We start from the raw sequence: 19,265 nt of genomic DNA, 5'->3' as shown, positions 1-19,265 counted from the left end.
GGTCCGGGGTTCAGCAGGCGGTGAGGATCGAGCCGATCCGCTCGATCGTGGGCAGGGAAGCGCGGTGCAGGCGGCCGATGTCGAGGCCTTCGTCGCCGAGCACGACCATCAGCGCGAGCCGGTCGACGGAGTAGACGGCCAGGTAGCCGCCGCTGCTGCGGACGACGGCCTGGCGGAACGCGCCCTGGCCGATCGCGGCGGCGGTCGTGTGCGACAGGCCGAGGTGGGCGGCGGCGAGCGCGGAGACGCCCTCGGGGTCGATCCGGTCTTCGGTGTCGGCCACGATGAGCAGGCCGTCGACCCCGGCCACGAGGGCGTCGGTCACCCCGCTCACCTCCCGCCGGAGCGCGTTGAGCTCGCCGGCCAGCGCGTCACGGTCCACGTGCGGTTCCCTTCGGAGGTGGGTTGTCGTCTTCGGTGTCTCCTTGCGCGGCACCGCCCGGCCCGGCCCGGATGCGGTTGAGCAGCCGGGGCAGCGCTTGCCAGCCGGACGTCCGTTGTGGACGCGCGGTGTCCGTGACGCCGCTCGCGCCCGGTTCGCGCCGGGGCAGCGGCGGCTTCGGCTCGGTGACGACGGCCGTCCTGCCGGCTTCGGGGGCGCGCGGGCGGAGCGGCCGCAGCGGTCCGCCGGTGACCCTGGGGGTGGGGTCGGCGACGGTGAGCAGCCCGTCTCCGACCAGCCGGGACACCTCGACCGTCACCGGGAAGACGTTGCGGCCGAGCAGGAACGCGATGTCCCGGGCGCTGCGGCGGCCGTTGGCGCAGGCGACGATGTCGCGGCGGGTGGCGCTCAGCGCGGCCGCCGTCGCGGTCACGCCGGGTACGGGCGCGAGCCGTTCCCGGTGCGGGGACACCGGCGTGGGCAGCGACGCGAGCGCGTCGATCCGCCGCGCGGTTTCGGCCAGCAGCAGCCCGGGGTCGAGGGCCGGGACGATCGGCAGCGGCACGTCCAGCGGCTTCAGGTCCACGGCGTACTCGTCGATCGTGCCGGCCACGACGGCGAAGGCGCCGTCCTGCGCGGCCATCGTGGTGACCAGCCCGAGCTCGGCGCCGCCGATCCCGGTGCGGGCGAACAGCTCGTCGTGGGGTGCCGTGCCGCCGGCCGCGGTGCGCAGGACCGCGGACCAGTCCGTTTCGCTGATCCGGCCCGACCGCAGCAGCAGCGCGTCCGCTCCGGGCGCGCCCGGGCCGTCGACCGCGATCACCTGGCCTTCGCGCAGGTGGAAGACGCCGCCGGGGCGGCCCGCGAGGTAGAGCGAACCGGTGGTCCGGGCCGTCCGGCACTCGCCCAGCGCCCAGGCGAGGAAGTCGAACGAAGACCGGGCTCGGGTGTCGCTCACTGCGCTCCCTTGCGGTTTCCGGAAATGCCGGGCTGATCGTTTTCAGGCCCGAGGAGGGGGCCGACTCTATGGCATGAGACCCGGCATTCCCAGAAGGTTCCCCCATTTTTCGCAATAGTCGAAAGTTCTTGCCGAGGACGCCGGGGAAGCGAAAAGAAACCGTCCGTCCGTCGGCTGCGGATGCCGAAATTTCCTTGCTGTGCCGGAACATCCCCCGCTGCGAGCCCGCTTCGATCTTGTGGCATCCTCTCGCCGTCATTCGGGGATTCGCCGGAAAGTGCGAGGTGGTCGGCTTGTACGGGCGTGACGTGTCGGAATGGAAAAAGATGATCGAGGCGGGCCGGGAGATCCTGATCGCGCGGGCGGTGGTGGACCGGACCACTTCGTACGGGGAATTCGCCGCCGCGCTGTGCCGCCGAACCGGTGTGGCGGGTTTCGACTTCACCACCGGCGCCGGGCGCGCGAGCATGGCGTACCTGCTCGACCGGATCTCCGAGGCCGCGTTCGAGGAGGCCGGCGGACGGCTGCTCGGCGCGCTCGTCCGGAACCTCGGTGCCGACGACGCCGGGCCCGGCTTCTACCGGCTCGCGGCCCGCAAAGGGCTGGCGGTGCCCCGCACTCGAGGCGGCCGCCAGCTCTTCTGGGCCCGGCACGTGTGCGAACTGCACGAGCACTTCGCCGGAATCGCCGGCCGTCCGGCGGCCGGGTGAGCAGACCTCGTGCGGCTTCCGCGCGTCGATGTCCTCGGGGGTGTACTGCTCGCCGAAGAAACTCCGCCGTGGTCATGTCCACGATGGATGTGCCCTACGACGACCAGGGCCGCCGCTGGGTCGAGGTGACCGCCCCGGACGGGACGACCTCGTGCTCAGCGAAAACCCCGGCGAAAACCCCGAGGACCGCGCGCTGCAGCAGCGCGGCTAACGCGACAGGACCGCTGTCAGGACCCGCCACAGCTCGCCCGCCGGGTCGGCGGCCGGCTCCCGGGAACGCCACGCGACCATGCCGTCGGGGCGCACCAGCGAAGCCCCGCCCGCCGCGAGGCCGTATCGGGACGCAAACGCGTCGCCGTCGACCACGTGGCAGTCGAGACGGATGCCCAGTTCCGCCGCGATGTCCGCCGCGGCCGGACGCCACCGCGTGCCGTCGGCGGCGCACAGCAGCACCCACGACTGCCCGAGGAGGTCCACAGTGGACTCCAGGACCGGCGCCCGGAAGCCGGGCCGCCCGGTCGGCGCCTGGACGTCCTCGACGCGCTCGCCGTCGTCCGGTCCTTCCGGCAACACCGCCGTCGAGCGGTAGCGGAACCCGAGCTGGATGCCCAGCGGGTCCTCGGCCTTCGTCAGCCCGGAGACGTCCAGGCCGGGGTTCATGCGCTGCTTCATGTTGTGCAGCGACGTGTCGATGATCATCCGCGCGATCGGCTTCCGCTCGGCTTCGTAGGTGTCCAGCAATGCCGGACCCGCGTCGCCGCGCAGGACCGCGGCGAGCTTCCACGCGATGTCCGCGCCGTCGCCGATCGCCGTGTTGCCGCCCATCCCGCCGGTCGGCGGGGTCACCTTCGCGGCGTCGCCGACCAGGAAGACCCGGCCGGTGGAGAACCGGTCGGCGAGCCGCGCGGCGACCTCCCACGAGCCGGTCCAGACGATCTCGGGTGCCAGGCCGGGCAGGTCGGTGGCGGTGCGGATCATCGCCACCAGCCGGTCGTGGGGGAAGTCCGCCGGGCTTTCGCCCCGGTCCGGGTGGTAGTCCGGCGCGAAGACGTACCGGTTCGGCACGTCGGTGTTCACCAGCGCGGCCGTGAAGTCCGGGTGCTGCAGGTAGAACAGGTCGGCCAGGCCCGGCTGGACGCGGTCGCCGAGGTCGGCGTCGAACACCACGCCGAGGCAGTGGCTCAGCGCGTCCGGCCCGGTGGTCCCGATGCCGAGCCGCCGCCGGATGCCGCTCCGGCCGCCGTCGGCCGCGACGACGTAGTCGGCGCGCACCACGGTTTCCTCGCCCGAATCCCGGTGTCGCAGTGTCGCGGTGACGCCGTCGTCGTCCTGCGTCAGTTCGGTGAGCTCGGTCCGGAACCGCACCCGCGCGCCGGCTTTCTCGGCGTGGGCGAGCAGGATCGGTTCGACGACGTCCTGCCCCGCCATGCCGAAGGGGATCGTGGTCGACGCCGAGACGTCGAACTCGCTGCCGTCTTCGGCGATCCGGTGCAGGACGCGGCCGGCGAGGCTGGTCGCGACCGTGATCCGCAGTCCCGTTCGCGGGCTCGCGGCCAGCACCTCGTGGTCGATGCCCGCCCAGTGGAACAGCTCCATCGTGCGCCAGTTCTGCCCGGCGGCGCGGGGGTGGACGGACGTCCCGGGATGCCGCTCCACGGTCAGCACTTCCACTCCTTCGCGCGCCAGGAACAGCGACGCGGTGAGCCCGCCCAGTCCGGCCCCCACGACCAGGACCTGCACTCGCTCCGTCATGACTTCCTCCCTGCCTGTGAATCTCATCTGAAGAGTATCTTAGATGTAGAGAGATCTATTCGGCAACCGGGTTGCTCCCAGGACGTGGGAGCAGTTGGGTGCTCCGTTCGGCCGCAGTAGCTTCGGCCTGGAAGCCCTCCGGAACCCTTGAGCCGCAAGGAGAAATCGATGGCCGAGACTTCGGCGTGGTCCTTCGAGACCAAGCAGATCCACGCGGGCGCCGCGCCGGACCCGGCCACGGGCGCGCGGGCGACGCCGATCTACCAGACGACGTCGTACGTCTTCCGCGACAGCAAGCACGGCGCGGACCTGTTCAGCCTCGCCGAGCCCGGCAACATCTACACGCGGATCATGAACCCGACCCAGGACGTGCTGGAGCAGCGGCTGGCCGCGCTCGAAGGCGGCGTCGCGGCGCTGGCGTTCGCGTCGGGCTCGGCCGCGACCACGGCGGCGATCCTGAACCTCGCGGGCGCGGGCGACCACTTCGTCTCGAGCCCGTCGCTCTACGGCGGCACCTACAACCTCTTCCACTACACGCTGCCGAAGCTCGGCGTCGAGGTCACGTTCATCGAGGACCAGGACGACCTGGAGCAGTGGCGCGCCGCCGTCCGGCCGAACACGAAGCTGTTCTTCGCCGAGACGCTGGCCAACCCGGGCAGCAACGTCCTCGACATCCGCGGCGTCGCCGACGTCGCGCACGAAGCCGGCGTCCCGCTCGTCGTCGACAACACCGTGCCGACGCCGTACCTGCTGCGCCCGATCGAACACGGCGCCGACGTCGTCGTGCACTCCGCGACGAAGTATCTCGGCGGCCACGGCACGACGGTGGCCGGCGTGCTCGTCGACGGCGGCACGTTCGACTTCGGCACCGACCGGTTCCCGGGCTTCACCGAACCCGACCCGAGCTACCACGGCCTCAAGTACTGGGAAGCGCTTGGACCGGGTGCGTACGCGGCCAAGGCGCGCGTCCAGATCCTGCGCGACACGGGCGCGGCGATCTCGCCGTTGAACAGCTTCCTGATCCTTCAGGGCATCGAGACGCTGTCGCTGCGCCTCGAGCGGCACGTCTCGAACGCGCAGGCGCTGGCCGAGTGGCTGGAGCAGCGCGACGAGGTCGAGAAGGTCTACTACGCCGGCCTTCCGTCGAGCCCCCACTACGCCAACGCGCGGAAGTACCTCCCGCGCGGCGCGGGCGCGGTCCTGTCGTTCGACCTGCGCGGCGGTGCCGAGGCGGGCCGCAAGTTCGTCGACGGCACCGAGTTGCACAGCCAGCTGGTGAACATCGGCGACGTGCGCAGCCTCATCGTGCACCCCGCGTCGACCACGCACAGCCAGCTGACGCCCGAGGAGCAGCTCTCCAGCGGCGTCACGCCGGGACTGGTCCGTCTCGCCGTCGGGCTGGAGGGGATCGAGGACCTCAAGGCCGACCTCGAAGCCGGATTCCGGGCGGCCAAGGCCGCACTGTGAGCGTCACCGGCGCCTGGCGGATCGGCGATCCGCCAGGCCGCCGGAAGTTCGTCACCGGCCCCGGCGCGCTCGCGCTGGAGGCCGGTGGCGTGCTGCCGTCCTTCTCGCTCGCGTACGAAACGTGGGGAACGCTGAACGCCGACGCGTCCAACGCGGTCCTCGTCGAGCACGCGCTGACCGGCGACAGCCACGCGGCCGGCCCCGCCGGGCCGGGGCACCCGAGCGCCGGCTGGTGGGACGAGCTGATCGGGCCGGGGAAGGCTCTGGACACGACGAGCTGCTTCGTCGTGGTCCCGAACGTGCTGGGCGGCTGTCAGGGGTCCACCGGCCCGTCGTCGCCGGATCCGGACGGGCGGCCGTGGGGCAGCCGGTTCCCGGTCGTGACGGTGCGGGACCAGGTCGCGGCCGAAGCGGCGCTGGCGGACGCACTGGGCATCGACCGGTGGGCGGCGGTCGTCGGCGGGTCCATGGGTGGGATGCGTGCCCTCGAATGGGCGATTTCGCTACCCGCCCGGGTGGCCTCGGTGCTGGTGCTGGCGTCGACCGCGCGGGCGTCGGCCGAACAGATCGCGTGGGCGGCTCCGCAGCTGCACGCGATCCGGAGCGATCCGTTCTTCCACGGCGGCGACTACTATTCGGCGCCGTCCGGGCCGCACGCCGGTCTGGGCATCGCGCGGCGGATCGCGCACGTCACCTACCGCAGCGAGCCGGAGCTGGCCCGGCGGTTCGGCGGGGCACCCCAGGACGGCGAAGACCCCTTGCGGGGCGGGCGGTTCGCCGTCGAGTCCTACCTCGACCACCACGCCGGCAAGCTGGCACGCCGGTTCGACGCGAACAGCTACCTGGTCCTGACGGAGTCGATGAACACCCACGACGTCGGCCGCGGCCGCGGCGGCGTGGCGGCGGCGCTGGGCCGGGTGACGGCGCGGGCGGTGATCGCCGGCGTCGACAGCGACCGGCTCTACCCGCTGTACCAGTCGGCGGAGATCGCGGACGGGATCCCGGGCGCGGCCGGGCCGGCGGTGGTGTCGTCGCCGTACGGCCACGATTCGTTCCTCATCGAAACCGGGCAGATCGCGGCCCTGGTCAAGGCGTTGCTGGGTTAGTCGGAGACGGCTTCCGAGATCCAGGGGGCCACCGGCAGGTCGCGGTCGAGGCACTCCACCGACAGCCGGATCGTCCAGCGCAGTGCCTGCAGCACCAGGCTGTCGACCTCCTCCGGCGCCGCGTTGGCCAGGGCGATCTCGACCTGCTCCTGCGCGGCTTCGGTGTTGCCGTGCACCTCCGCGAGCAGCGTCCGGACCGCGGTCCGCACCGGCGGGTCGGCCTGGTCGATCGAGACCTCTTCGCCGTCCTCGTCGAAGACCTGGACCTTCACCGGCGCGCTGCCCCCGTCGCCGAGAGTGGAGACCATCGCACTGCACTCGCCGAAGAGCAGCAGCATCAACGCCTTCGTCTCGTCCGCGCGGGCCTGCGGTTCGACGGCCGTCGGCGCGACCTCGACGAGGGCTTCGGCGTCGTCACCGAGGCTCAGCGCGGTCAACGCGCGCTGGGCCTTCTCGACGAGCTCCTGCTCGTTCCAGTCCGCATCCACGTGCCCCATCAAACACCAGCGACGCCACTCGTGGGGATACCTTGATCCGGGTCTGTCATCCGGCCGCGCGGAGGGCACCCAATGCGAGCCGGGAGAGCAGTTCGGCGAGCTCGCCGTCACCGAGATGGCGGTTGTACGGCGTCGAGTTGATCAGTCCGAACACGGCGTGTGCCGCCGACCGGGCCTCCAGTTCTCCGAGGCCGGGGACCGCTTCGCGGATCACGCGCACCCACACCTCGACGTACTGGCGCTGCAGCGCGCGCACCTGCTTGCGGTCGGCGTCGGTGAGGTTCGCGAGGTTGCGCTCCTGGACGGTGATCAAGGCCGGGTGCGAGAGCGCGAAGCCGACGTGGAACGCCACGAGCCCGGCCAGCCGGTTGTCCGCGTCACCGGGCCGGGCCGCCCACCTCGTGCCGCCGTCGAGCAGGTAGCGGCTGATCGAGTTCAGCATCTCGCCGAGGATCGCGTCCTTGCTCCGGAAGTGCCGGTAGAGCGCCGGGCCGGAGATGCCGACGGCGGCGCCGATGTCGTCGATACCGACGCCGTGGAAGCCGTGGTGGGCGAACAGTTCGGCGGCCGCGGACAGGATCTGTTCGCGCCTGTTCGCCTTCTCGCCGTTCACGAGCGGCGTGGAGTTGGCCGGCATCCCGCCATATTAGAGCGGCAGGTTAGCGAGCGCTAACACGCGTTCCCGCCTTACGGTGTGAGCCGAGTGGGTTACTTACTGGTAACACGCTCTTCCTTGTGGGGCCTCCACCTGCTGTTCTATTTGGGTCGGCCCTGTCACAAAGGAGTGACCCATGGCTGTTCCCACCCGTAATTTCCGGCGATCCCTCCTACGGTTGAGTACGGCCCTGGGGGCCGTTGTCCTTGCTTCGCTCGGCGTCACGGGCCTCGCCCAGGCCGCCGGGACCGTCTACGCCGCGCTCGGCGACTCCTACTCCTCGGGAGTCGGAGCCGGCAGCTACGGCAGTTCCGGGAGCTGCTACCGCAGCTCGAAGGCCTATCCGCAACTGTGGGCCAACGCCCACAGCGGGACGTCGTTCACCTTCCTCGCCTGCTCGGGGGCGAAGACCGGCGACGTGATCAACCAGGCGAACTCGATCCCCGCGTCGGCCACGCTCGTCACGGTGACCGTCGGCGGCAACGACGCGGGCTTCGCCGACGTGATGACGTCCTGCACGCTGGGGAGCGACTCCGACTGCGTCAACCGCGTCAACACGGCGAAGACGTACGTCAACAACACGCTGCCGGCGTTGCTGACCAACACTTACAACGCGATCAAGGCCAAGGCGCCGGGTGCCCGGCTCGTCGTCCTGTCGTACCCGCGCTTCTACGCCGTGCCCGGCTCCTGCTGGGTCGGGCTGAGCGACACCAAGCGCACGGCGATCAACTCGGGCGCCGACGCGCTCGCGTCGGTCACCCAGCAGCGCGCCGCGGCGGCCGGGGCGACGTTCGTCGACGTCCGGCCGTCGTTCGCCGGCCACAACATCTGCTCGTCGGCCGACGACTACCTGCACAGCCTGACCTGGCCGGTGATCGAGTCCTACCACCCGACCGCGGCCGGGCAGTCGGGCGGCTACTTCACCCCGCTGCGGACGGCCATCGGCTGACCCGCACCCACTGAAGGCCATCCCGGTCCGCCGGGGTGGCCTTCACGGCGTTCCGGCGACTGGACACCCACGTTAGCGGTCGCTAACATCGAGACGGAGGTTAACGCCTGCTAACTTCGAGGGAGCCCATGGACACGCCGGTACTGGGGACTTCGGCTGCCCCGGACAGCGAGGCCTACGCCCGCAATGCCACATCCCACGCGGAGCTGGTCGAGGACCTCCGCAAACGTTTGGCGAGCGCCCGGCTCGGCGGCCCGGAGAAGGCGCGCACGCGGCACGTCGAACGCGGCAAGCTGCTCCCGCGCGACCGCGTCGACACGCTGCTGGACCCGGGTTCGCCGTTCCTGGAACTCTCGCCGCTGGCCGCGAACGGACTGTACGACGACGAGGCGCCCTGCGCCGGGATCATCGCCGGGGTTGGGCGGGTCTCCGGCCGCGAGTGCGTGGTCGTCGCCAACGACGCCACCGTCAAGGGCGGCACGTACTACCCGATGACGGTGAAGAAGCACCTGCGCGCCCAGGAGGTCGCGCTCCACAACAACCTGCCGTGCGTCTACCTGGTGGACTCCGGCGGCGCGTTCCTGCCCAGGCAGGACGAGGTCTTCCCGGATCGTGAACACTTCGGCCGGATCTTCTACAACCAGGCGACGATGTCCGCGCGCGGCATCCCGCAGATCGCCGCGGTGCTCGGCTCCTGCACCGCCGGCGGCGCGTACGTCCCGGCGATGAGCGACGAGGCCGTGATCGTCCGGAACCAGGGCACGATCTTCCTCGGCGGCCCGCCGCTGGTGAAGGCCGCGACCGGCGAGGTCGTGACGGCGGAGGAGCTCGGCGGCGGCGACGTCCACGCGCGGCAGTCCGGCGTCACCGACCACCTGGCCGACGACGACGCGCACGCGCTGCGGATCGTCCGGTCGATCGTGGCGACGCTCGGGCCGCGCACCCCGCGTCCCTGGGATGTCCTGCCGACCGAAGCCCCCGCCGTCGACCCGGCCGAGCTGTACGGCGTCGTGCCGACCGACCCGCGCGTGCCCTACGACGTCCGCGAGGTGATCGCCCGGATCGTCGACGGCAGCCGGTTCGGCGAGTTCAAGAAGGAGTACGGCGCCACGCTGGTCACCGGGTTCGCCCGGATCCACGGCCACCCGGTCGGCATCATCGCGAACAACGGCGTGCTCTTCGCCGAGTCGGCGATGAAGGGCGCGCACTTCATCGAGCTCTGCGACAAGCGCTCGATCCCGCTGCTGTTCCTGCAGAACATCACCGGGTTCATGGTCGGGCGCGCGTACGAGGCGGGCGGCATCGCCAAGCACGGCGCGAAGATGGTCACCGCCGTGGCCTGCGCGCGGGTGCCGAAGTTAACGGTCGTTATCGGCGGCTCGTTCGGCGCCGGGAACTACTCGATGTGCGGGCGGGCGTACTCGCCGCGGTTCCTCTGGATGTGGCCGAACGCGCGGATCTCGGTGATGGGCGGCGAGCAGGCGGCGTCGGTGCTTTCGACCGTCCGTCGCGACGCCATCGAAGCCCGCGGTGGCGAATGGTCCGCCGAGGACGAAGAGGCGTTCAAGAACCCGATCCGCGAGCAGTACGAGGCGCAGGGCAGCCCGTACTACTCGACCGCGCGGCTGTGGGACGACGGCGTCATCGACCCGGCGGACACCCGCACGGTGCTCGGCCTCGCCCTCTCGGCGGCGGCCAACGCACCCCTGTCCGATGTCAACTACGGCGTCTTCCGGATGTGATCATGTTCGACTCAGTGTTGGTCGCGAACCGGGGCGAGATCGCGGTCCGGGTCATCCGCACCCTGCGGGCCCTGGGCATCCGCGCGGTCGCGGTGTACAGCGACGCGGACGCCGACGCGCGGCACGTCCGCGAGGCGCACACGGCGGTGCGCATCGGCCCGGCGGAAGCCGCTCGCAGTTACCTCTCCATTCCGGCCATCGTGGACGCCGCCGTGTCGTCGGGTGCGCAGGCCGTGCACCCGGGCTACGGCTTCCTGGCGGAGAACGCCGAGTTCGCGCGCGCCTGCGAGGCCGCCGGGCTCGTGTTCATCGGCCCGCCGGTCGCGGCGATCGACGCCATGGGCGACAAGATCCGAGCGAAGGCGACGGTGTCGAAGGCCGGAGTCCCGGTCGTGCCGGGCGCGTCCGACGTGGACATCCCTCCCGGTGGTTTCGCCGATGCCGCCGCGAAGGTCGGTTACCCGTTGCTGCTGAAGCCGTCAGCCGGCGGTGGCGGCAAGGGCATGCGGCTGGTGCACGCCCCCGACGAGCTGGACGCGGCCGTCGAATCGGCGCGGCGCGAGGCCAAGGGGTCCTTCGGCGACGACACGCTGCTCATGGAGCGGTTCGTCACGACGCCGCGGCACATCGAGATCCAGGTGCTGGCCGACGCGCACGGGAACGTGCTCCACCTCGGCGAGCGCGAATGCAGCCTGCAGCGCCGGCACCAGAAGATCATCGAGGAAGCGCCGTCGGTGCTGCTCGACGAGGCCACCCGCGAGAAAATGGGCTCGGCGGCCGTCGAGGCAGCGCGCTCGGTGGGGTACGTCGGCGCGGGCACCGTCGAGTTCATCATGTCGGCGAAGAACCCGGACGAGTTCTTCTTCATGGAGATGAACACCCGGCTGCAGGTCGAGCACCCCGTCACCGAGCTGGTCACCGGCCTCGACCTGGTCGAGTGGCAGGTCCGGGTGGCGGCGGGTGAAGAGCTTTCCCTCACGCAGGAAGACGTGGTGTTGACCGGCCACGCCGTCGAGGCCCGCGTGTACGCCGAAGACCCGGCGCGCGGCTTCATCCCGACCGGCGGCACGGTCCTGGCGGTGCACGAGCCGTCCGGCGAAGGCGTCCGCGTCGACTCCTGGATGACGCCCGGCGCGGTGGTCGGCTCGAACTACGACCCGATGCTGGCCAAGGTCATCGCCTGGGGCCCGGACCGCGCGGCGGCGCTGCACCGCCTCGACCTGGCCCTGGCCGACACGGCGTTGCTGGGCATCGGCACGAACACCGCGTTCCTGCGCGGGCTGCTGGCCGACGCCGACGTCCGCGCCGGCCGCCTCGACACCGAGCTGGTCGACCGCAGCCTGTCCACTGTGGTCTCGCCGGAGGTGCCCGCGGAGTTCTTCGTCGCGGCCGCGCTGGACCGGTTCCTGGAGCTGCAGCCGCCGGGTCCCGTGGTGGACCCGTGGGACGTGCCGGACGGCTGGCGGATGGGCGGCTCCGGCGGGGTGACGTTCCGGCTGAAGTCCGGCGCCGCCCGCGCGGTGGTCCGGGTCCAGGGAACGCCGTCTTCCGCGACGGTGTTCGTCGACGACGCTTCGCCGGTTCACGTGTCGGCCCGGCGGGACGGTGACGTCCTGGAGATCCGCCACGCCGGCGGCTTCCACCGATACCGTCAAGCCTGCGGTCCTGACAGGACGGTCTGGCTGGCTCGTGACGGCCTGAGCTTTCCCTTCGGGGACCAGGAGTTCGTGCTTTCGTCCCGTGGCGAGGCAGCTGGCGCCGGGCCGGTCACCAGCCCGATGCCAGGCACGGTGCTCGTCGTGAAGGTCGCCGCGGGTGACGTCGTGAAGGCCGGAACGCCGTTGCTGGTCGTCGAAGCGATGAAGATGGAGCACACGGTCACCGCGCCGATCGACGGCGTGGTCAGCGAACTCCCCGTCCGGGCCGGCCAACAGGTCGCGCTGGACGAAACCCTTGCCGTAGTGAAGCCCCACGAGGAGCAGCAGTGATCGACTTCCGCCTGGACGAGGAGTACGAGTCCCTCCGCAAGACCGTCGAGGATTTCGCGCACGCCGAAGTCGCGCCGGTGATCGGCGAGCTGTACGAGAAGGAAGAGTTCCCGTACGCCATCGTCGCGAAGATGGGCGAGATGGGCCTGTTCGGCCTGCCGTTCCCCGAGGAGTTCGGCGGCATGGGCGGCGACTACTTCGCGCTGTGCCTGGCGCTGGAGGAGCTGGCGCGCGTCGACTCGTCCGTCGCGATCACCCTGGAAGCCGGGGTTTCTCTCGGCGCGATGCCGATCTTCCGCTTCGGGACGCAGGAGCAGAAGGAGAAGTGGCTGCCGTCGTTGTGCGAGGGCACTGCGCTCGGCGGCTTCGGCCTGACCGAGCCAGGCGGCGGCTCGGACGCCGGGGCGACGCGCACGCGGGCGTCCCAGGACGGTGACGAGTGGGTCATCAACGGCAGCAAGGCGTTCATCACGAACTCGGGCACCGACATCACCCGGCTGGTCACGGTCACGGCGGTGACGGACGTGATGGAGAACGGCCGCAAGGAGATCTCGGCGATCATCGTGCCTTCGGGCACACCGGGGTTCCAGGTGGCGCCGAAGTACTCGAAGGTCGGCTGGAACTGCTCGGACACACACGAATTGTCCTTTTCGGACGTCCGGGTGCCGCTCGAGAACCTGGTCGGCGTCCGCGGCCGCGGATACGCGCAGTTCTTGTCCATTTTGGACGAGGGCCGGGTCGCGATCGCGGCGCTGTCGGTGGGACTGGCGCAGGGCTGCGTCGACGAGTGCCTGAAGTACGTGAAGGACCGCGTCGCGTTCGGCAAGCGGATCGGCGAGTACCAGGCGATCCAGTTCAAGATCGCCGACATGGAGGTCCGCACGCACACCGCACGCCTGGCGTACTACCAGGCGGCCTCGAAGATGCTGCGAGGCGAGCCGTTCAAGAAGGAGGCATCGATCGCGAAGCTCGTGGCCTCGAACGCGGCAATGGACAACGCCCGCGACGCGACCCAGATCTTCGGCGGCTACGGCTTCATGAACGAGTTCCCGGTGAGCCGCTTCTACCGCGACGCGAAGATCCTCGAGATCGGGGAGGGGACGAGCGAGGTCCAGAAGATGCTGATCTCGCGCCACCTCGGGGTGGTCTGAACCTCGTAACGTTCGATGCGTGATCTCCGACTGTGGCTCGCAAGGACTGCTTGACGAGGAGGTCACGATGCGGTTCTCGCTCGTCGCGGTATGTGCCGCGGCAGTCTGTGTCGCGGCCGGATGCGCATCGGCGGGTACGACGCCGCCTACCGCGGGCACGCTCGATGCGGTGCGAACGACCTCGCCCGCGACGACGTCGAGCGTCCCCCCGACGCCCTCCGCCTCTGCGGCGGTCAGTACGCCGATCGCGTCATCTTCCGCTGAGCCGACGGCGGCGTTTCCTTCCGGCTATCCGAAAGTCGTCGCCGTTCGGTCGCTGCCGAACCAGGTCCGGAATTGGTACCAGATGAAAGGAACCGCCAAGGCCGTCCAGCTGGCGCCGGGCGTCTGGACGCCGCTGCAGGACGGCGCGGCCGTCGAAGACGCGGTGGAAGCAGGGGTAGTCGATGGCTTCTGTAGTTCGATAAAGGCCTTCGAACGGCAGTACCGGAACGGCCGCGCGTATCCCGGCGCTTGCTGGTAGCCATCCTGTCTCTGGACCCCGACCCGCCGGCCACTGGACGCCAATACTTATACCGGTATAGTTATCGCCATGGTTGAGATCAAGACTGAGTCCGAGTTGGCGGTCATGCGCGAAGCCGGACGTGTGGTGGCGAAGACCCTGGAGGCGGTCAAGGAGGCCGCCGCGATCGGCGTCTCCCTGCGCGAGCTGGACGAAGTCGCCGTGCAGTTCATCAGCGACGCCGGGGCGAAACCGTCGTTCCTGGGCTACCAGCCGCGGTCCGCGCCCACGCCCTACCCCGGCGTGCTCTGCACCAGTGTCAACGATGTCGTCGTGCACGGGATCCCGACGGCGTACCGCATCCAGGACGGCGACCTGGTCAGCATCGACTGCGGGGCGATCGTCGACGGCTGGAACGGCGACGCCGCGATCAGCTTCGTCGTCGGCGACGCCGACCCGGCCGACCTCGCCCTGATCGAGGCGACCGAGCGGGCGCTGGCCGCAGGAATCGCCGCCGCTCAGCCGGGTGCGAAGCTCGGCGACATCTCGTACGCGATCGGCGCCGCCGGCCGCGCGTCGGGCTTCGGCATGGTCGAGGACCACGGCGGTCACGGCATCGGCCGGGCCATGCACGAGGACCCGCACCTGCCGAACGAGGGTCGCGCGGGCCGGGGGATGCGCCTGAAGCCGGGCCTCGCGCTCGCGATCGAGCCCATGCTCGTCGCGGGCGGGACCGACGCCTACCGCTACGCCGAGGATGGCTGGTCGATCCTCACCCTGGACGGCAGCCGGGCCGCGCACGTCGAGCACACCATCGCGATCACCGAAGACGGCCCGCGGGTGCTCACCGTGCGGTAGACAGGGGTCATGAGCCACTTCGTCATACGATCGGGTGATTCCGGGGACGCTGACACGCTGCTGTGCTTCTTCGATGAAGCCGTGGAATGGCTGGTCGCCCGCGGCAGCTCGAAGCAGTGGGGGACCGAGCCGTGGAGTGCGGTCCCGAAGCGCGTCGAGCGGGTGAAGGGCATGGTGGCGGACCCGGGCCTGCGCATCGCCGTCGTCGACGGCGAACCCGCCGGCGCGCTGATCGTTTCCGAGGAGCACGACGTGCACGTGCCGCCGGTTAACGAGCGTGAACTTTACATCCGGCTGCTGATCACGTCGCGGCGATTCACTGGGCAGCGTGTCGGCGGACGGCTCATCGAGTACGCGCTCGACGAGGCGCGGCGGCGAGGCATCGACCTGGTGCGCGTCGACTGCTGGGCGGGCGGCGACGGCGAACTGCAGCGGTACTACGAGAGCCAGGGGTTCCGGCCGACCGTTCGGTTCAACGTCGACGACTGGGTCGGGCAGGTACTGGAGCAGCGCCTGGGGTAGCGGGATCCGGCGGCGCGGGCGACACTGTTGACGCGTTGCCAACAGACGAAGGAGTCGCCATGGCCGAGGAGCTCGCGGGCAAGGTCGTCGTCATCACCGGCGGCGGGCAGGGAATCGGCGCGGCGACCGCGTCCGCCCTGTCCCGGTTGGGCGCGCGGGTGGTGATCGGCGACCTCGACCAGGTCCGCGCCGAGAAGACGGCCGGGGAACTGGGCGCCGACGCGCTGCCGCTGGACGTCACCGACATCCGCGGGTTCACCGCGTTCCTCGACGAGGTCGAACGCCGGCACGGCCGCATCGACGTGCTGATCAACAACGCCGGCATCATGCCGCTCGCCACCATCGAGGAGGAGAGCGACGCGACGACCCGGCGGCAGCTGGAGATCAACGTCCACGCCGTCATCCACGGCACCCGCGAGGCGGTGAAGCGGATGCGGCCGCGAGCCGGTGGGCACATCGTCAACGTGGCGTCGTTCGCGGGCAAGGCCGGCTTCCCCGGCGCGGCGACCTACTGCGCCACCAAGCACGCCGTCGTCGGGTTCTCCGAAGCGGTGCACCTGGAACTGCACGGCAGCGGCGTCCACGTCTCGTGCGTGATGCCGGGCATCGTGCGGACGGAGCTCGCGAGCGGCCTCGGCGAGGCGAAGATGTTCAAGTCGGTGCGGCCGGAGGATGTGGCGGACGCCATCGTATCCGCGCTGCGCAAACCTCGTTTCGACGTTTTCGTGCCCCGGTCGCTGGGCACTATGGGCAAGCTCACGCGGCTGCTGCCGCGGCGGGCCGGCGAAGCGTTCGCGCGGGCGTTGAAGGCGGACCGGCTTTTGGCTTCAGCAGCCCATTCCCCGGCTCGTGCGGCGTACGAAGCGCGGGCCGCGGAGAGTGGGCCCGGGGTAACTCGGACGGACTAGCGACTGTCCGAATTGGACGTACTTGCCGGGTGCTCGCGGACGTGGAGATGTTGAGTCCGCCCGCTCCGCCCGGCAAGATTGCCTCCGAATCCGCTTCCAGGAGGCACGAGAAATGGCTTCACCACCCGCACGGCTGGCCGCCGCGGCGTCGAACGTGGTCGGCAAGGTGCTGCACGGCGGCGTCGCCGACCTGCGCCCGATGCCGCGGGTGCTGATCGACCAGGGCCCGAACCGGTCGCTGTACCGGATGACGCACAGCAGCCGCCCGGTGTCCGGGCCGCCGATCCTGCTCGTCCCGCCGCTCGCGGCGCCGGCCATCTGCTTCGACCTGCGCCGCGGCTGCAGCCTCATCGAGCACCTGGTCGAGGGCGGCCGCAACACCTACCTCGTCGACTACGGCATGGTCGCCTTCTCCGACCGGCGCCTGGGCATCGAGCACTGGATCGACGAGGTGCTGCCGCGGGCGATCCGCAAGGTGAGCCAGGACGCGGGCGGTCAGGACGTCCACCTGGTGTCGTGGTCGCTGGGCGGGATCTTCTCGCTGCTGGTGAACGCCGACCGGCCGGACCTGCCGATCGCGTCGATCACCGCGATCGGTTCCCCGGTGGACTTCACGGCGATCCCGATCGTGGCGCCGTTCCGCCCGCTGGTCGACCTGACGCGCGGCCACCTGCTGACCCCGATCTACCGCGCGTTCGGCGGCGCACCGTCCTATTTGGTCAGCCGCGTGTTCCGCGCGACGGGCATCAGCAAGGAAATCACGAAGCCCATTGCCATCCTGAAGAACCTCGACGACCGCGACTACCTCGCCCAGATCGAGGCGGTCGACCACTTCATGAGCAACATGTACGCCTACCCCGGGCGCACGTTCGGCCAGCTGTACCACCGGCTGTTCCGCACGAACGACCTGGCCGAGGGCAAGGTGGACCTGAACGGCCGGATCATCTCGCTGTCATCGGTCCGCGTGCCGACGCTGGTGGTGGCGGGCGAGAACGACACGATCGCGCCCCGGCCGTCGGTCGAGCGGGTGGTGGAGCTGCTGGACAAGGCCCCGGAGGTCCGCTTCAAGACGGCGCCGGGCGGTCACCTGGGCGTCCTGACCGGCCGCAAGGCCCGCGGCACGACGTGGCGCTACCTGGACGAGTTCCTCGACGACCAGATCTCGTGAGGCCGTTGAGGGCCACCCCGTCCGGGGCGGCCCTCAACGGCCTCACTTCAACTCGGCCGAAGTCTTCCCGAGGATCCTGCGGGCCACAATGAGCTGCTGGATCTGTTGCGTCCCCTCGAAGATGTCCAGGATTTCTCAGCCGGTTTTCCTTGACCTCGTGATCTTGGGCGAAAACCGCCTCTGAGCTGCGCTGATGCGTCTCGTTAGTTCTCGTCGTCTGTCGCTGCTCCCGAGCCTCTGACGGCCTGGAGACGGCCTGGCGGACCAGCCACACCCACCCCTGCATCCCGATACGAAGCCAGCACGCGGCCGGTGGTGCCGGGTCAAGACACGCTTTCCCGTCTTGACGCGGTGCTACCGGCCGTTGTCACGATCCGGCGTCGGGATGGAGGTCTCTCACGACGGTGCGTAACGGAGATCGAGTCACGAACGACCCGTATGTCACGACCGCTCGCAGAGGAGGCCAACGTTGGCTCTGGGGACCAGTGTGCCGCCGCCGTGCGGCGCTGCGTCAGGTGACCCGCTGGCGGCCGCACCGCCCGGCCGGCGGGCGGAGCGGAGCGGCAGCCCGCCGTGTCGGAAGCGGATGCGGTCGCCCAGGTGAGGGGCTACGTAGGCGACAGGCGCGCCGCCAGCGGCGGCGCGGCCTTGATCTCATAGAGCCAAGTTCGGCAGTCTGCGCAGGTCGATTCGGCGCGCGAATCGTCACCGGCGACCTAGGAACCGCGGACTGGTAAGTTGTTGAAAACACAATACCTCGGAGGGCGAGTTGGCGGTCAGCAAGCAAGATATTGTGAAGCGCTTCGAGGATGCTCAAAATGCGTTGGTTCTACAAGCCTCCGATCTGTCGTTGGAAACCATCGCGGCAATGGTGCAAAAAGAATCAATCGACGTGGCGCCCTTGTTTCAGCGACGGGAACGATGGGATGTATTCCGACAGTCTTCATTGATTGAGTCATTTTTGATGAACATACCAGTCCCGCCGGTCTACTTGGCTGAACAGCAGTTCGGGAAGTACTCGGTTATTGATGGAAAGCAACGTATTACGGCTATCCATGACTTTATGCGTAACCGATATGCACTCTCGTCTTTGGAGAGGTTCACGGAACTGGAGGGGCTCAAATATAGCCACCTTCCGGATGAGCTAAGAAACGCCTTGGAGGTGCGACCCTATATTCGCGCCATCACAATATTGCGTCAGTCTGATGAGGTTACGAAGTTCGAAGTCTTCCATCGTCTCAATTCGGGTGGGCAGCCGCTTAATGCCCAAGAAGTTCGAAATGTCATCTTTAGGGGTCCTCTTAATGATCTCATCGTCCAATTGTCTTCGCAGCCGTTCTTGAAGCTGCAACTCAAGATAAGGGACGAAAAATCGAGTTCTTATCGCGATATGACTGACGTCGAGTTCGTGCTGAGGTTCTTGACCTTGCGGGAGCAATGGGAGAACTTCTCGGGCGATTTCCGACGATCGATGGATCGGTTTATGGCGATGCACCAGAAGGCTGACGCCAAGAGAATAGATGAGTACTCGGCTAGCTTCCTTCGGAGTCTAAAGATATGCCAAAGTATTTGGGGTCCGCACGCTTTCAAGCGACCCGATAGAGGCACTTGGCGGGACCAGGCGCTGGCTGGTATGTACGATGCGCAAATGGTCGCCGTCGACTCGCTGAATGAAACTGAGGCCGAGAGTGTGCTTGCTCGATCCGATAAAGTCGTAAGGGCGACGCGCGACTTATTTGCTGATCCTGAATTCGAGGCTTCTGTTCGTGTTGCGACAAATACGCCGGCTCGGGTGAAGTTGCGCATCGCCAGAATGACGGATTTGCTGAAGGCGCATGCGAAATGAGCGTAACATCACCGGCGCGACAGAAGCTGATAGAGAGAATTGACACGGTTCGCGAAGCTGTCCGTCAGACGTGGCTCGTTGACGGGCCATTGACAGACTTGCTA

The 19,265-nt window shown here is 69.2% G+C and carries 18 protein-coding genes; 13 read left to right on the top strand and 5 right to left on the bottom strand.

Annotated elements, in window-relative coordinates; translation table 11 throughout:
• Nucleotides 1-10: 10 nt before the first annotated feature.
• On the bottom strand, nucleotides 11-382 hold the full coding sequence (locus AB0G28_RS15195) for a roadblock/LC7 domain-containing protein (RefSeq protein ID WP_361088491.1): 372 nt from the start codon (nucleotides 380-382) through the stop codon (nucleotides 11-13).
• Nucleotides 372-1,340, bottom strand: coding sequence for a hypothetical protein (locus AB0G28_RS15190; RefSeq protein ID WP_361088488.1), 969 nt, complete (start codon nucleotides 1,338-1,340; stop codon nucleotides 372-374). The genes AB0G28_RS15195 and AB0G28_RS15190 overlap by 11 nt, the downstream gene beginning before the upstream one ends.
• A 308-nt stretch (nucleotides 1,341-1,648) precedes the next feature.
• Between AB0G28_RS15190 and AB0G28_RS15185 the strand changes: the two genes are divergently transcribed.
• Nucleotides 1,649-2,050, top strand: coding sequence for a hypothetical protein (locus AB0G28_RS15185; RefSeq protein ID WP_361088485.1), 402 nt, complete (start codon nucleotides 1,649-1,651; stop codon nucleotides 2,048-2,050).
• Between the two features lie 207 nt (nucleotides 2,051-2,257).
• Here the strand turns inward: AB0G28_RS15185 and rdmE are convergent, their stop codons facing one another.
• Complete coding sequence (gene rdmE / locus AB0G28_RS15180; protein WP_361088482.1) at nucleotides 2,258-3,802, bottom strand: aklavinone 12-hydroxylase RdmE; 1,545 nt, start codon at nucleotides 3,800-3,802, stop codon at nucleotides 2,258-2,260.
• A gap of 168 nt (nucleotides 3,803-3,970) precedes the next feature.
• Here rdmE and AB0G28_RS15175 point away from each other — a divergent pair, with 168 nt between their 5' ends.
• Both AB0G28_RS15175 and AB0G28_RS15170 read left to right on the top strand, forming a co-directional pair.
• The gene (locus AB0G28_RS15175) at nucleotides 3,971-5,269 is read left to right on the top strand and encodes a bifunctional o-acetylhomoserine/o-acetylserine sulfhydrylase (RefSeq protein WP_361088479.1); all 1,299 of its coding nucleotides are present in this window, start codon (nucleotides 3,971-3,973) and stop codon (nucleotides 5,267-5,269) included.
• Nucleotides 5,266-6,375 (top strand): homoserine O-acetyltransferase, encoded by a 1,110-nt coding sequence (locus tag AB0G28_RS15170; protein ID WP_361088476.1) that lies wholly within the window; start codon nucleotides 5,266-5,268, stop codon nucleotides 6,373-6,375. Before AB0G28_RS15175 ends, AB0G28_RS15170 begins: the two co-directional genes overlap by 4 nt.
• Here AB0G28_RS15170 and AB0G28_RS15165 read toward each other — a convergent pair.
• A complete protein-coding gene (locus tag AB0G28_RS15165; protein WP_020641092.1) occupies nucleotides 6,372-6,872 on the bottom strand; it encodes a hypothetical protein in 501 nt (166 codons plus the stop codon). The two genes, AB0G28_RS15170 and AB0G28_RS15165, sit on opposite strands and share 4 nt — an antisense overlap.
• Before the next feature lie 46 nt (nucleotides 6,873-6,918).
• Nucleotides 6,919-7,509: a TetR/AcrR family transcriptional regulator gene (locus AB0G28_RS15160; protein WP_361088472.1), complete on the bottom strand. Its 591-nt coding sequence runs from the start codon at nucleotides 7,507-7,509 to the stop codon at nucleotides 6,919-6,921.
• Nucleotides 7,510-7,705: 196 nt separating this feature from the next.
• Between AB0G28_RS15160 and AB0G28_RS15155 the strand changes: the two genes are divergently transcribed.
• The 10 genes from AB0G28_RS15155 (at nucleotide 7,706) to AB0G28_RS15110 (ending at nucleotide 19,161) form a co-directional block, all read left to right on the top strand.
• Entirely contained in the window at nucleotides 7,706-8,476 is a 771-nt protein-coding gene (locus AB0G28_RS15155) for an SGNH/GDSL hydrolase family protein (RefSeq protein WP_361088469.1), read from the top strand.
• A 128-nt stretch (nucleotides 8,477-8,604) separates the two neighbouring features.
• Nucleotides 8,605-10,218 (top strand): carboxyl transferase domain-containing protein, encoded by a 1,614-nt coding sequence (locus AB0G28_RS15150; RefSeq protein WP_361088466.1) that lies wholly within the window; start codon nucleotides 8,605-8,607, stop codon nucleotides 10,216-10,218.
• Nucleotides 10,219-10,220: 2 nt separating this feature from the next.
• Nucleotides 10,221-12,206, top strand: coding sequence for a biotin carboxylase N-terminal domain-containing protein (locus AB0G28_RS15145; protein WP_361088463.1), 1,986 nt, complete (start codon nucleotides 10,221-10,223; stop codon nucleotides 12,204-12,206).
• Entirely contained in the window at nucleotides 12,203-13,357 is a 1,155-nt protein-coding gene (locus AB0G28_RS15140) for an acyl-CoA dehydrogenase family protein (RefSeq protein ID WP_361088460.1), read from the top strand. Before AB0G28_RS15145 ends, AB0G28_RS15140 begins: the two co-directional genes overlap by 4 nt.
• A 19-nt stretch (nucleotides 13,358-13,376) precedes the next feature.
• Nucleotides 13,377-13,880: a hypothetical protein gene (locus AB0G28_RS15135; RefSeq protein WP_361088458.1), complete on the top strand. Its 504-nt coding sequence runs from the start codon at nucleotides 13,377-13,379 to the stop codon at nucleotides 13,878-13,880.
• Nucleotides 13,881-13,949: 69 nt separating this feature from the next.
• A complete protein-coding gene (map, locus tag AB0G28_RS15130; RefSeq protein ID WP_361088455.1) occupies nucleotides 13,950-14,717 on the top strand; it encodes a type I methionyl aminopeptidase in 768 nt (255 codons plus the stop codon).
• 9 nt (nucleotides 14,718-14,726) lie between these two features.
• A complete protein-coding gene (locus AB0G28_RS15125; RefSeq protein ID WP_361088452.1) occupies nucleotides 14,727-15,239 on the top strand; it encodes a GNAT family N-acetyltransferase in 513 nt (170 codons plus the stop codon).
• 59 nt (nucleotides 15,240-15,298) lie between these two features.
• On the top strand, nucleotides 15,299-16,147 hold the full coding sequence (locus AB0G28_RS15120) for an SDR family oxidoreductase (protein WP_361088449.1): 849 nt from the start codon (nucleotides 15,299-15,301) through the stop codon (nucleotides 16,145-16,147).
• A gap of 112 nt (nucleotides 16,148-16,259) precedes the next feature.
• Nucleotides 16,260-17,315, top strand: coding sequence for an alpha/beta fold hydrolase (locus AB0G28_RS15115; protein ID WP_361088446.1), 1,056 nt, complete (start codon nucleotides 16,260-16,262; stop codon nucleotides 17,313-17,315).
• A gap of 769 nt (nucleotides 17,316-18,084) precedes the next feature.
• Nucleotides 18,085-19,161: a DUF262 domain-containing protein gene (locus AB0G28_RS15110; RefSeq protein WP_361088443.1), complete on the top strand. Its 1,077-nt coding sequence runs from the start codon at nucleotides 18,085-18,087 to the stop codon at nucleotides 19,159-19,161.
• Nucleotides 19,162-19,265: the final 104 nt, after the last annotated feature.

Source organism: Amycolatopsis sp. NPDC021455, assembly GCF_040640995.1.
In the GTDB taxonomy this organism is placed as follows: Bacteria; Actinomycetota; Actinomycetes; order Mycobacteriales; family Pseudonocardiaceae; genus Amycolatopsis.
The sequence above is the reverse complement of the archived record's forward strand: the minus strand, read 5'-3'. Positions and strand labels throughout refer to the sequence as shown.

Bases quoted from the DNA above. Each gene is read 5' to 3' on its own strand.
- rdmE (WP_361088482.1), bottom strand. From the start codon at position 3,802: ATGACGGAGCGAGTGCAGGTCCTGGTCGTGGGGGCCGGACTGGGCGGG.
- AB0G28_RS15175 (WP_361088479.1), top strand. From the start codon at position 3,971: ATGGCCGAGACTTCGGCGTGGTCCTTCGAGACCAAGCAGATCCACGCG.
- AB0G28_RS15165 (WP_020641092.1), bottom strand. From the start codon at position 6,872: ATGGGGCACGTGGATGCGGACTGGAACGAGCAGGAGCTCGTCGAGAAG.
- AB0G28_RS15160 (WP_361088472.1), bottom strand. From the start codon at position 7,509: ATGCCGGCCAACTCCACGCCGCTCGTGAACGGCGAGAAGGCGAACAGG.
- AB0G28_RS15150 (WP_361088466.1), top strand. From the start codon at position 8,605: ATGGACACGCCGGTACTGGGGACTTCGGCTGCCCCGGACAGCGAGGCC.
- AB0G28_RS15145 (WP_361088463.1), top strand. From the start codon at position 10,221: ATGTTCGACTCAGTGTTGGTCGCGAACCGGGGCGAGATCGCGGTCCGG.
- map (WP_361088455.1), top strand. From the start codon at position 13,950: ATGGTTGAGATCAAGACTGAGTCCGAGTTGGCGGTCATGCGCGAAGCC.
- AB0G28_RS15125 (WP_361088452.1), top strand. From the start codon at position 14,727: ATGAGCCACTTCGTCATACGATCGGGTGATTCCGGGGACGCTGACACG.
- AB0G28_RS15120 (WP_361088449.1), top strand. From the start codon at position 15,299: ATGGCCGAGGAGCTCGCGGGCAAGGTCGTCGTCATCACCGGCGGCGGG.
- AB0G28_RS15115 (WP_361088446.1), top strand. From the start codon at position 16,260: ATGGCTTCACCACCCGCACGGCTGGCCGCCGCGGCGTCGAACGTGGTC.